The sequence below is a fragment of the Kosakonia sp. WA-90 genome, assembly GCF_039871955.1.
In the GTDB taxonomy this organism is placed as follows: domain Bacteria; phylum Pseudomonadota; class Gammaproteobacteria; order Enterobacterales; family Enterobacteriaceae; genus Kosakonia; species Kosakonia oryzendophytica.
The window spans coordinates 252093-266366 of the sequence record NZ_JBDPLJ010000001.1; the positions used below are offsets into that span (position 1 = coordinate 252093).

Below are 14274 nucleotides of genomic sequence, written 5' to 3' on the forward strand. Positions count from 1 at the left end.
TCGATTCAGCGGGTTAAATCACTTACTATGCCCCGCGGTAAATTCTCCGCACGGTGAAACAAAAGGAAACAAACAATTTAAGTTAAGCCACTCATACGCATCATCCCGGTAACTTGTCACAGGCCAGACAGGTTATTGACAACAGGAGCCAGGCTCCTGGGTTGTAATCAGAAATGTTCGCGGGCGGACATTTCATAAGGCGTAAGTTGCTGTATCAATGGGGTTTCCCATCCAAACAGTCAACTACCCTTATGCCGAAATGAAAATTTTCATGCCATTAATTGATGGCGCCCTGATATGAGATTGTTATGACACGCATTTATCCACACATCGTCGTTGCCAAATTTGGCGGCACCAGCGTAGCCGACTTTGACGCGATGAACCGCAGTGCCGCCATTATTCTTGCCGATCACCATGTCCGTCTGGTTGTGTTATCTGCTTCTGCAGGTGTGACCAACCTGTTAGTCGAGCTTGCCGCAGGCCTCGAAAGCCGCGACCGCCAGGATAAAATTGACACCCTGCGCGCTATCCAGCACAACATTATTTCTCGCCTGAAACAGCCTGAGGCTATCGGCCAGGAAATCGATCACCTCCTTGAGAACATTAGCCGCCTTGCGGAAACGGCCGCGAGCGCGCCGTCCGCTGCACTCAGTGATGCGCTGGTGAGCCATGGGGAGCTGATGTCTTCTCTGCTGTTTGTTGAGGTCCTGCGTGAACGCGGTGTTGAAACAGAGTGGTTCGACGCACGCAAAGTCATCCGCACCAATGATCATTTCGGCTGCGCCGAACCGGTGATTAGTGCTATTGCGGAACTGGCAGAGAAGCAGTTGCGCCCGCGCCTTGAACAGGCATTAATCATCACTCAAGGGTTTATTGGCAGTGATGCGGCAGGACACACGACGACACTGGGCCGTGGCGGCAGCGATTACACCGCATCGTTACTTGGTGAAGCCTTGCAGGCGAACCGTGTGGATATCTGGACCGACGTTGCAGGGATCTATACCACTGACCCGAGAATTGTTCCTCAGGCGCAGCGTATCGATGAAATTTCATTTTCCGAAGCCAGCGAAATGGCGACATTTGGCGCCAAAGTTCTGCACCCGGCAACCTTACTGCCGGCAATGCGTAAGAACATCCCGGTGTTTGTCGGTTCCAGCAAAGACCCATCCGCAGGAGGAACCCGCGTCTGCTGCAATGCTGAGAATCCGCCGCATTATCGTGCCCTTGCCGTTCGCCGCAAGCAGACACTGTTGAAATTACACAGCGTAAATGCACAACCTGCCCACGCTTTTTTGGCCGACATGTTTGCGATTTTATCGCGCCATCATGTGGCGATGGATTTAGTGACCACCTCCGAGACGAGTATCGCACTGATCCTGAACGCAACCGGCGCCACATCCGGCGAAGCAGACACGCTAACCACCTCGTTGCTGACTGAACTGTCATCCCATTGCCGCGTCGAAGTGGAAGCCGACCTGGCATTAGTCACCCTGATTGGCAACGCGCTCTCGCGCGCCGCAGGGATCTGTCAGCAGGTCTTCGCCGGCATGGAAAACCACCCGGTGCGGATGATTTGTCATGGCGCGTCCAGCCACAATCTCTGTTTCCTGCTTCCGGCAGACTCCGCAGACAGTGCGATAAAGACGCTGCACCGCAGTCTGTTTGAATAACACCCCACGGCAACGGGCGGGTTGATTAACCGCCCGTTGCCGGGCCTTCTGCTTTCTTGTAACCTTCCGGCGATAAGCCTGTTATCACAATCTGACATGACCGGACTCCACATGGCAGCTCACGCTTCAAAAGATCCTTTGCATGGCATTACGCTTGAAATGCAAGTCAATGCGCTGGTGGCCCGTTTCGGCTGGCTCGCCTTGAGTAAACGGATCAATATCAATTGCTTTAAGAACGAACCCAGCGTTAAATCCAGTTTGAAGTTTTTGCGTCGGACTCCCTGGGCACGCGCCGAAGTTGAAGCGCTGTATCTTGAATCCCTGGAAGATATCGTCCCTGAAAAAGCGGATGAGCCCACCTTTAACCCGTGGGCCAACAGTCGCATAAAGAAGAGTTAATACTCAGATGTTGCTACAAAAATCAGGCGTACTGATTGCCACCGCGCTGTTACTGGCCAGTTGCGCTTCCCGTCCTCCCAAGTCGCTCATTACCCCGCTTCCTCCGGTGGCAAAACAACCGCTACCGACCCAAACGAAAAAAAGCCACGAAACGGTACGCGGCGTCTGGTTGACGACCGTGTCGCGTCTCGACTGGCCACCATTAACCTCGGTTAATGGCAGCAGCGCTTCCGTGCGCATCCGCCAGCAGCAGGACGCCCTGCGACAGAAGCTGGACAAACTGAAAGCGCTTGGCATCAACACGGTGTTCTTCCAGGTCAAACCGGATGGTACTGCCTTGTGGCCCTCAAAAATCTTGCCCTGGTCAGATATGCTGACCGGCAGTATTGGCGCAGACCCCGGTTACGATCCACTGCAATTCATGCTGGACGAAGCCCACAAACGCGGCATGAAAGTGCATGCGTGGTTTAACCCTTATCGTGTGTCGGTGAACACCAAACCAAGCACCATCGCCGAACTCAACCGCACATTGCCGCTGCACCCCGCCAGCGTTTTTGTTTTGCACCGTGACTGGATCCGCACGGCGGGCGATCGCTTAGTACTCGATCCTGGCATACCGGAGGCGCGAGATTGGATCACCAGTATCGTGGCCGAAGTGGTGTCGCATTATCCGGTAGACGGTGTGCAGTTCGATGACTATTTCTATACAGAAACCCCGGGATCTCCCCTGAATGACAATGACACCTTCAGGAAATATGGTCAGGGATTTGCCTCAAAAGCGGACTGGCGACGGAACAATACGCAGCAGTTAATTGAGCAGGTTTCGCGCACCATCAAACAACTAAACCCCAATGTCGAATTTGGTGTGAGTCCTGCTGGCGTATGGCGCAACCGCTCGTTCGACCCGGCCGGTTCAGATACACGAGGCGCCGCCGCGTACGACGAATCGTTTGCCGATACGCGCCGCTGGGTGCAACTGGGCCTGCTGGATTATATTGCTCCACAGTTGTACTGGCCTTTCTCGCGTGATGCCGCCCGTTATGACGTGCTGGCAAAATGGTGGGCAGAGGTGGTGAAACCGACCAACACGCGTCTTTATATCGGCGTGGCGCTGTATAAAGTCGGCGAACCATCGGCAAAAGAGCCTGACTGGACGGTACAAGGTGGCGTGCCGGAGCTGAAAAAACAGCTCGATTTGAACGAAACCGTGCCGCAAATTAACGGCACGATCCTGTTCCGGGAAGATTTTCTTAATCAGCCGCAAACCCAGCAAGCCGTCAATTACATCAAAAGCCGCTGGGGGGGTTAAGGTGTTAATTAGATTAGCTTTCCATTAGTTCATCATAGAGATTACGTAGCCGTGTTCGCAAATAGAGCACGGCTTTATGTTTGCGGGATAACAGTGTCTGGACGCTAACACCGGTCTCTTCTGCCAGCGCTTTATAGCTGTAGCCCTGCAATTCCGTTTGTTCAAAGACATCCCGCTGTTCCGGTGTTAACTCTCCCAACGCTGTGTTCAACTCTGCCCATAACACGGTTTTGAGGTACTCCTCTTCCGGCGTTTGCGCCACGCCAAACAGGGTTTCCGCAATTTCATCTTCCGGAAAATCGTTCTCCTCGTCGTCACTCAAAAAACCGGATAACGGAAGCTCACGTTTTTTCCGCGCGCGATCGGTCATCTCGTTGCGCGCTGCACGGAACAGCCAGGCGGCAACGTTCTCCACCGGCTGTTCAACGTTGATTAATTGCAGGGTAATTTCCTGCAAAATATCTTCAGCATCATCACGCCCGGAGGTCCGTCCGCGGATGAACGCGCTCAGCCGCGCACGGCAGGCACTGAGCGCCGACATCAGCAACGACTCCCTCGCTATGCCGCTTTTCATCAGGTTCACTCAGCATCCGGCGTGTTGGGATTGGCGGTTTGGTTTTTTTCAGCCTCCTCTTCACGCCCGCGCCAGCCACAATGACCACGATGACCATGACGGCCAAATCCTTCATGACGGGCACGAATAAATTCTTCACGTTGTTCCGGCGTCATTTGCATCCAGCGTTCATGCATGCGACGGTGCCGGCCAAACATTCCCGGACGGAAACCCAGACCACCAAACAGAATGCGGCACAGCACCAGTAACCCGAGCGCCTGCCAGAAGCCTATCGTTTTCACGCCGACAATCGCCGGAAGAACGGCATTCCAGAGCGACATCACCACCAGGCCGAGAACGACCAGCAACACGACGCCAATCACCAGTGGTTTCGCAAATCGGTGACCGCCAAACCGGCGACCGCAATGATGCCCATGCATACCAAACTCTCTCATTGTGTGTTTACCTCATAACAGTAGCGAAAAATGACTTGTGATGAAGTAGACGAATGAGCCACGAAAATATTGCCGAAAAAAATAAAAAACATTCATGAAACGCTTCCCGTCCCTCCCAAATATTTATCCAACAGGTCTGCGGAAAAAGCGCTCAGGGTGAGGATATCCATGCAGCGTTCGGCAAACGCTTCCGCACTGTTGATCTCATCACTACATAACGCTCTGAACTGTTCCAGGGTGACATAGAGTCCGCTCTGATACTCAGGATATTCATCCAGAAATACCCGCTCATCAAAAACGCCATTAACGAAATCCGCGACGTTGTTAATCAGATCCGTAAACAGATCGGCTTCGCGCCGGGTTCTCGTCGTTTTCACACTTTTGTACAGCCCCAATAATCGATTCCAGAAATCATGGTTGCGACTGCTCTGGTTGATGATTTTGGTCCGTTCCGCAGGGGATAAATCGGCAGGAACATATGTTCTGAAGCGGTTAAAAACAGACGGGTTATTGTGTATTCTGGCACTGAAACGAAGCGGATATGCCACCACTTTTTTATCCAACAAATAGGCCAGTGCTTTGCCTGTGGGGACAAGACCAAATGCGCCATAGCAGGATTCCAGCTTAATTTCTCGTATGCTGCCCAGATTCAGCGGCGGGGTTTCCCGCAGCGCCAATCCTTTGATCACCTCCGACAGTTCGTACGCATCCATATAGTTAACGTTAGACGCTGCGCCATGAAGCCTCACCGTTAATATCGGACCGTCAGCAAAGAAGCGGGCATCCCGCCCCAGCAATGATGTCAGGCGCAGGTTAGTTAATGAGATGTCGCCCGCCTGCACGCCATATTTGCTGAAAAGCTCTTCCGGAAACTGACTCGCTTTCACCACCGCATTGTTACTGGTCAGCCGCGGATCCAAACGGGCGGGATTCACCATCATGAACTCCCCCTCTCCCAGGCTGTACATCAGGTGATGTGCGGAGAAAGAGTCAGCGCCAGAATCACCGAATATCACCAGCTTACCTTTTGGCAGGGCCCCCAGTGCCGTACTGTTGGGCACCTTTTGAGGCGTAACGAAAAATTGTTTTACCGAACGGTTGATCTCAGTACCCGCCTGCTGAGTCCCGGACTTAAACAGAGGCGTTAATATGGCTTGCAACGCCAGCGCCTGCTCTGGTGCCAGTTCACCTGACTGTCGTAAAAGGTCAGTAGATTTGGTGAGCACCGCCTGGGCATCAGCAACCGTCTCTGTTGCCTGCTCTGCCAGCGTTTTCAGCGTTAGGCTTTCTTCTCTGATAATCTCTTTCGGTTCCGCCGCAATAAGGTGTATATCACGAGTGTCACCGCCCCGGCGTCGAAAGGTGGTCCCAGTAAATTCACCCAACTGTTCGGCGGTGATGATCTGCTTACCCTCTCCTAACGCAGGATCAAGCACATTATTCTTCACCCCGGCAAACCGGCCATTACCCAGACTGACCATTATATGGACTGGCCTGGCCTCCATAGCCGATAAAGCAGGATCGGTCGCCGTAAAGAGCAGCACATCACCCTGCCGCACCCGCAACAGGCTTTCCATACTGTCAACAGTCTGCGTACGCGCAAACAGTGATTTCACATTCACAAACTCCGGTTCACCTGTCGCCTGTTTCAGCCCTTTACGTAAAGCATCCCCGGGCCCACGACTAAGAAGTTCTGCATTTTCCAGTAAATCAACGGCATAGTCCCAACTAACATCAGAGACAACGTCTGTCAGCCTGCTGCGCCTCGCGGCTTCTCGTACCGGATTGGAAAAACCGAGCCCTATCACCGGCATTTTTTTTTGTGTACCCGCGACTGTGTCGGCAACCTGGGTAGCAGGGTAATACCAGCTCGGCCGCAACAGTACTTTGGCATTCGGAATAAGCGAATTCGGGCCATAGAAAAAATACTTGCTGAACGGCCCGAAATCGGTAGTTGCCGCCGCACGGGTCGGGTAGTCGCCGTATTTAATCAAACTCCGACTGGTGAGATTGGCATATTTTTGCGCCCATAATGCTTCTGGTAAAATGATCGGTCCATTTAATTCAGCATATATGCCACCAAATTGAGCGGCAGTAATGTCGAAAACATAGTCACCGCCCTTTTCACCTCTACGCGCAACAATAACGTAATGATTTACCGGTTTTCTATCGGTTCCATGAATGAAAAATGCCATGGCACGGTAACGAATTTCTTCAAAACCATTCCTGGCAAGATAAGCGGCGACATAAGAAGAGACATATTCACATTTCTCTTTTGGGTAATTGATCGACTGTGATATTTCACCAACCTCTCTCATTTTTGTCAGATATTCTTGTGCATCAAATTCATTCCCACCATTCAAATTTTCCAGAACCTTTTCTTTTTTTAAATCTTCGCGCATCTGTTGGATTCCCATCACCACGTCATCACGGCTTGATGCTCGTTTTCCTCCACCACGCAAGCCTCCGTACGCAATGTTTATTTTCCATTTTCCATTTTCAAAAACAATAGGTTCACCGTAGGCGAAACGCCCCGGATTTTTCGGGTCGACTGTGCGCCATGTATAGGATGCATCATCCCAGCGTATCTGGTAGGTGTTGTCGTCTACACTAATGTAATATTCTTTATTCTGATTATTGATAGTGGAAGGAACATAAACCTCAGCATCTTTCACTTTACTTTTATACATTTTCCATATATCCACATCCGTGCGTGCGTATTTTTTATTAATCCCACGAGTCTGGGCAATCGGAACGTCCTCGGGCACCAGGACACGAAGATTTTTTGTTTTACTGATACGATGGATGGTGAAGCGGGTGATCTCTTTAATTGCTAATGGATCAATCATATCAATCAATGCCATCATGCTAATTTTTGTTATTTTTAAGGCACTAAATGCAGCGTCCTTCACCATTTCCTTAAGGACATACAGTTGCAGTGATTTACCAGCAAGACCGTTTTTTAATCCCTGCTGCAAAAAAGTGGAAATCCCTTTCATCCGGCTAATGACAGATGCTATCTGTACACCTGCACTGACGGCAATAAATACTACACCGATGGTATCAAGCAGTACGGATTCCATATCAACTTCGTATTCTTCATTTGTCGCGTAGTGGTAAATCTCACGATAAAAAGGAATCATAACAAAAGCGATTTTTTGCAATATGGATGGTGTATATAGCTCTCTTCTTTTAACCTCAGCAGAATTATTCAGCACCGCACGAATACTGGTATTTAGCAAAGAAATGACATTATTACCAGGCTGTGTGGCATTAATATTTCGATGATAAATAATGCCATAGTCACTATTTTCTGAAAACGGTGAAGGATACTCTATGCCGTTATCAGAATTGTACAGAAACGCTTTTATCAAATTTTTCTTAATGATCTCCCAGCGCTCTCTGAAAAGACCTATTCCCATTCCGCCATGTTGTTTAAGAAAAGTATTAGAGTACAGCTCAAGATATTCATCAAAGCTAAATTTTGCGTCAGGGTTTATTTTTGTTATTTCATTCAAAAAAACATTAGCATTCATCTGATTAGCGCTAAAAACCCGGCTAAACATGGCACCTGGAAATAGCGAAAAGAAGATCCAGCGATTGTCATGCAATTGGATAAAAAGCATTTCACCGGGCATGCGGTTAGCATCTGTATCGGTAACCTTCACTTCAAAACGTAATCTTTTTTTGGTTTTTTTGAGGAGATCGGCTAACGATACCCCAGAAAATAACAAAAGAGTTTTAGCCAGCTCACTGGCATCGTAAGTGCTGTATTTTTCTTTATAAACCCTGAATTGTTCATTATAATCTGATTGATTTTCAAAATACTCACTACTGAGTACACCTGAAAGTGAAGTATAACCTTCCGGTATTTTAGTAATCTCGGTTAAAGGATTAAGATGATAAACATCAGTATAGTAATCATCGACTATTTGGGTAATATCCTGACCTTGTAGATTACTGATTTTTTTGTTATTTTTTAAAAGCCAATAAAGAATTGGCGCAAGAAAAAAGGAGTCCTCTGTATTTTCATTAAACTGAAAGTTATTTTTATTTATTTTTTCTGCTTGCTCATTGACCCAAACGATATCTGTATAATCATTTGCCAGAGAATGTTTTTCAATACCAATGGCAGTTAAGCGATTCACCAGGGAATTGAAAATGCTTTGTTGTTCTGACATTCTGATCACTAAATCTCTGGCAATCCGTATCGTTTTCAACTCATGAAGTTCTTTCTCGCTGTATGCTTCTCTCTCTTTTACCAACATTTTGACTTCCTGGAGGGCAAGCGTAATAATTGCTTCTTCTGTAGCCAGCGACGTGCTGTTTTGATCTGTGGAGTGTCTCAGATTGGTACCGAGTGTATTTTTTGCCAGGATAACACCCTGATCATAACCCGAATATTTTTCACTATGCAATTGTATCTGCTTATCATATTGAGTGGTTTTCTCCCGGATGTTATCAGCAATTTTCTGGAGTTGTTTTTTTTCAGATTCTAATATTTTTATTTTTTCTTGTTCTTCCTTGGCGCGAGTGATTTCCTTATTACCGTCCGGTGCATTAAACTGTTCCTTAATGTTGCGCATATGAATCTGTCTTCGATTATCCGCTTCGGCTATTTTTCTGCTTACCTCTGCAATCTTAAGATCAACATTATAGCTCTCCAACAATTTTTTCTTTTTTTTAATATCCTGTACGACCAGGCGAGAATGCCAGGCAGCATAGATTTCTGTCGTATCGACAAGTCCGGTCGAGAAAGCATGATAGTAGGTATTCAGTAACGGCTCATTCCATTCATTTTTTTTCGCAGCAGGAAGCAACTGTTCTGTATAATGCATTTGTTGTTGCCTGCGTACCAGTTTATTTTTCAATATTAAAAGCTTACGCAGTTTTTCATTATCTGGTTCTGTATAAAGACGATAGAACTCCTGGTCAATAATCTGTAACAGTAATTGCAAAAGTGTATTCCAGCTAACATAATCATGCCCTGATAAGGCATGAAACAGAGCATGACGTATTTCTCTGGCAAGATCAGTATTAATCAATAAACTGCTAATCGCATCACTAATAACCTGTGGTGCTTCCACTGCAGTTTCCCCGGCGTATTCCCACATGCCTTTGTAATTATGAACAATCACATTAACCGTTTCGTCTTTTTTCTTAACAGAAATAACACCCACATTGCCGCCAAGGAAAACAAACGGCCACCAGGCTTTATTCAGAAAAATATAGAGATCGCCATTAGGCTGACGGTAAATACCCCCATCGCCCTCCAAAGAGGCCGGAAAACCCGCCGTGCGGGTATCATAATCCCAGAGCCTGGCCTCTTCTGTTAACCACGCCGACGCGGTGGTATTTTTAGGCCTTTTTCTGGTTCCGGTGGACGGCGTTTGATCCTTATCTCCCCACTGTTGGCTCTGACGGTCTTTAAAGATATTGACGGTTTTTGCCGTACTATCATTACGTTTTTCATAAATCGTTGCGTTGTCATATACCGTAGACGAAGCGGTTGTTTTGGTGAGTGTAACTGGCCAGAAATTAGTGGCCGCGTAAATAAACGTTTCACCGGATGCCGACTCGTAAATTCCCCGTTCTTTCTGGGTCTTAAAATCGCCCGATGAGGGTTGCATGGCATTACGTGGGTCAAACTCTTTTTCAATCCTCTCATCAATATCCCGCGAGACAACAGACACGCCGGGCATAACCATCGGCCTGATCGTGGTTGCCGTATCCCATGTATTTTCTTTGCGCAGGACATAAACGCATTTCGCACCTGTGATAATCACCCCTACGCTGTCGCTGACAAAGATAAACGGCCAGTATTTCCCCTGCAGACAGATATAAAATTTATCATCCTGATAAATTGCTCCCTCCTGACCCGTCGCCATTTCAATATACTGAAAAGTGTTACCCGTGCCCCAACTTCCGGCAAGCTGAATCAGTGATGAAGAGGCTGTCGTTAGTCCTGCTTTGTTCTTCACTTTAGGCGGTAACGTTGTTACTCCCTCTTGCGGTGATTCCTCCTGAGAGGAATCAAGAAACCATTTATGGGTGTCATGTTTATAAATAACTGGCAGCGAAACATTATCTGTATCAAGTAATGACGGTTTGGCATAAACCCGCGCGGTGATACCCGCCGGAGTATTCGAATAGATATCAATATAGCGGTAGCTGTCAGCAACGAACAGGAAGTCCAGTCCACGCAGGGTATAGATTGTTTCGTCCAGAAGATCCATTTTGTAATCAGCGACAGTACCGTCGGACTTACCCGCTGGCGGAAATGCCTCACGCACGGCCTTTTCCAGCGCAGCATCAACACGTGTGCTACGTGGTAACGGCGGCCATATTTTTTCCTCCGCTTCCGGCGCGGGTGTCGTACTCTCTTCCGCCAACAGTCTTCGCCCCACGGCCCGGCGGACCCGGTCATGTCTTTCCGGCTGCGGAAGGTCAATGACTATCTGGTAATCCCTCTGCGCCAGCACGGCCTGCAACGCTGTCAAATCCTCTTCGCTCAGAACGTCCTGCTCCGGGTTTCGCAACAGCCACTGTAAATACGCCGCACTGGAGATGGCCCCCAGCGCGGTCATACCCAGCGGTACGCGATAGCGCCTGCCCAGCGCGGCAGCACGCTGCCAGCGGCCCGGCGTTGTATCGGTGTTTTGGGGCTCGCCCATCTCCACCACGGTCTCTGTTACCGGCGGGTTCAGCAGACGTGCGGCGGCCTCATGCGACGGAGGTTGCGCTGGCGCAGCTTCCTGTGGCGCTGCGCGGTAAGAGGCTGGTGCCGGCTGATGGTAGCTGCGCCAGAACGCATACAATGTGCCCAGCCACCAGATCCCCAGTCCCACGCCTGTCGCGACTTTTGCCACCCGCTGTGTCTCTTCTGAAGCCAGCCAGTCCATGTCATCCTGGCCCAGGCGAATAATACCTCCGCTAATGTCCATACCGGCTACCGGGCTGCCGCCTGGCAGACCAGCGGCTGGACGGAGGTCAAGCCGCCAGCGTCCGTCTTCACGCAGCACGCGCGGCGATGCCCCACTGGCGTGTGTCTCTCCGGGTTTTATCAGTCGCAGCACGCCGTGTTCTGCATCCGGCTCCACGCGATACATGCGTCCCTGCTCGCGAATGAACATCTCGCCGCCGCTGAGCCAGATATCCCCCTCTTCCCGCATGCCTTCAGACGAGATACCCGCCATGCTCCAGCGCTCCGGCAGCCGCCGTGAGGTGAGCAGCCTTCTCCTGGCGTCGCCGGTCATTCCCTGCAGCAGGGTATCGCTTATCCATGCCTCAATGTTCTGCTCCAGTTGCCGGCGTACCTGCTGCAGCGCCGGGTGCTCGCTGGCAGCAAGGATATCGGCAACCGCGGCGCTCCATTCCAGCCACGAATTCCCCGTGGGCAGGGTCCGTTCACCCAGCTCTTCGCGGATCGCCGGCAGCAGTGGCAGTAACGGCAGCAAAGCGGAAAGCTGCGCCACGCCAGGCCAGAGCTGCCATTCCGGCTCCGATAACCGCGCCTGCAGATGTGCCACCTCTTGTTGTTGCGTGCGCACATCTCTGCTTTCGAGGATCTTTTTCACCGACCAGGCAAGCATCAGGTTAAGGTAGTTCTGGTACCAGGGTTTCAGTTCGGGATAGTGCACCGCACCAGCCAGTACCCAGCGCAGCGTATCATCCGGCGTGGTGAGATCGCGTTGTAGCTGGAACGCGTGAATGGTCTGCAGTGTGCGCATGGCCTCCGCCGCCGACGGCGGCATGACGCCGGTCAGACGGGCCACCAGGTCCATCACCAGCACATTGCCGGAGAGGTCTTCCTGCACAACCCGTAAAAAATTACCGAGCGTCGCGGCCCATGTCGGCGCCAGAAGGGTGCGCTGATACCAGTGCATACCGAGCCGGAACAGCGGCTCCAGCACCTGGCCACCGGGCATCCAGCGTAACCCCGCACTCACCGCCCCCGTCAGTACGCTACCGCGAAAAATACCGGCGATAAGATTTCCCAGCCGTTGGGCCACGGTCTGGTTCGGGTTAATTAGTTGCAGAAACAGACTGAACAACTCTGACGCCGCATCGCCACTCAGTTGCTCCCTCAGGGCGGTGAGATATGTTTCCAGTCCGGCCTGTGCCATCAGTTGTCGCAAATCCGGATTATGGATCTGTGTAAGCAGCCACTGTAATTGTTCATGGGTTGTGCCCTGCACCGGAAACGTACCCGCCTGCTGACTCAAGTGCAGTGCGCTGGTCAGTGCCTGACGGTATTCCTCCGGCAACCTGGGTAGCACGGTTTCGCGAAACAGCGGGTGCATTAACACACTCTGCAACCACCCCAGCATGGCCGCAGGCGTCGCCGGTTCTGGCCACGTCGGGAATGTGGCATCCTGCCACGGCGCAACGATGTGGCGGATTTGTGTCGCCAGTGTCCGCAATGGGGTTAAGAGTTCCGGCGCAATGGCATCACCCAGCGCCAGCACCTGCGCCAGATAATCCTCGAACGACAAGGAATGACCGCCAGAGAGCAGGCTGTTTAACGCCCCCACGATCAGCCTTCCCTGGTTGAGCAACGCGTCCAGGTGCTCACGGATAAGACCCGGCAACCATGCTGCCACCACTGGCGAGTTCACCAACGAACTCAGTGACTGCAACACCCGCTGCGTGCGTTCCAGCATAGAACTCTCACTGCCTTCCGGCTGTGCCAGCAGTGCAGCCACCTGCCGTTGCACAGCGCTGATAACCCCCACTGCCTCCTGCCATTCTGCGGGGAGGTAGGGTTGTTGACGCAGCAACAGCGCAGCAACCTGCTGCATTTTTTCTGTTACGGATCCCGCGCTGGCATTGATCTGCTGTGTCTCTTCCCAGAGCGTTTCTGCCATCTGCCAGTAACCTGATGCGGTGATAATTGCCGCAATATTCACACGCAGTTGCGCTGCAAAGGGCAATGAATGCAGTAAGTCGGAGCCGAGCATGTCATGCACCGACTGCAACCTCTGTGGCAGTGTTCCCTGAGAAACACGCCGGGCATGTTGCAAAATAAACAGCAAGTCCTGTACCGCCTTAACCCCACCCTCCGGGAAAATATCGCTATAGCGCGTCATGAGCGTGGCGAGTTCGCCCCTGTCTGCCACGTCGTTCTGTTCCTGATAAAACGCGACGAAGCGCAGCACAAATTGGGCGCTTTCACGTACTTGCTCACGAATGCCGGGGGGAAGCAATGTCTCATGTTGCAGCATCGCCTCGGCGGCCTGGCGCAGCAGTTCCTCCCAGTCAAGACTCTGTGTGTCCAGACGTACCAGGCCCTGCCAGGCTTCAGCGGCCCTGGCGTAACTGTCGAGGAGTTCATCGAAGGTATTACGGGCAATATTTGCCGTCATCTGCCATAACATTCCGCGAAAGGCGCTACCGGCACTGCGCGTGGCAGGAAGATCATCCTCCTCCGGGTGCCACTGCGGCGATGCCATGTCCCGGACGGCATCAGACACATGTTCAGCAGTTACTGATTGGGAGACACGGGCATATGCAGGCACGACGCCTCCTGTTATTGAATTGAAACAGCACGCTAATGTTTTAAGAATAAATAACTGGGTGACAATTGATACCAACGAACGGACAAAATCAGATATTTCATCTGAGAATTGATAATAGGTAACACCGCTAGCCCGGAAGATAAAAATAATGAAAAGCGTAACTTAATAAATTAAATAACAACGTTCTTATAATTACTTATTTTATTAATTTTAATGCAGGGGAATATTGAGTGTGTTTTATAAAAATGAATAATAAAACACCCTGTACCGTGATGAAAAAACGCGCTAAGGAGACGATCCCAGGCGATAAAGCAAACATGCAAACAAAATATCATTTATAATGCCTGCGGTTTCAATACAGGTTCCATTT

Annotated in this window: 6 protein-coding genes; 3 read left to right on the forward strand and 3 right to left on the reverse strand. The window is 50.6% G+C overall.

The features are described 5' to 3' along the window. Positions 1-308: 308 nt before the first annotated feature. From lysC to ABGA49_RS01145, 3 genes are all read left to right on the forward strand, one after another. Positions 309-1670 carry a lysine-sensitive aspartokinase 3 gene (gene lysC, locus ABGA49_RS01135; protein ID WP_061495768.1) on the forward strand — a complete coding sequence of 454 codons (1362 nt, stop codon included), beginning with the start codon at positions 309-311 and terminating at the stop codon, positions 1668-1670. 111 nt (positions 1671-1781) lie between these two features. Further along, complete coding sequence (locus ABGA49_RS01140) at positions 1782-2069, forward strand: VF530 family protein (RefSeq protein WP_347664998.1); 288 nt, start codon at positions 1782-1784, stop codon at positions 2067-2069. Positions 2070-2076: 7 nt separating this feature from the next. Then, complete coding sequence (locus ABGA49_RS01145) at positions 2077-3378, forward strand: glycoside hydrolase family 10 protein (protein WP_347664999.1); 1302 nt, start codon at positions 2077-2079, stop codon at positions 3376-3378. Between the two features lie 13 nt (positions 3379-3391). Here ABGA49_RS01145 and ABGA49_RS01150 read toward each other — a convergent pair whose 3' ends face one another. From ABGA49_RS01150 to ABGA49_RS01160, 3 genes are all read right to left on the reverse strand, one after another. Further along, entirely contained in the window at positions 3392-3952 is a 561-nt protein-coding gene (locus ABGA49_RS01150) for a sigma-70 family RNA polymerase sigma factor (protein ID WP_061500019.1), read from the reverse strand. A gap of 5 nt (positions 3953-3957) precedes the next feature. After that, the gene (locus ABGA49_RS01155) at positions 3958-4386 is read right to left on the reverse strand and encodes a hypothetical protein (RefSeq protein ID WP_347665000.1); all 429 of its coding nucleotides are present in this window, start codon (positions 4384-4386) and stop codon (positions 3958-3960) included. A 92-nt stretch (positions 4387-4478) separates the two neighbouring features. Continuing rightward, positions 4479-13904, reverse strand: coding sequence for a hypothetical protein (locus tag ABGA49_RS01160; protein ID WP_347665001.1), 9426 nt, complete (start codon positions 13902-13904; stop codon positions 4479-4481). Positions 13905-14274: the final 370 nt, after the last annotated feature.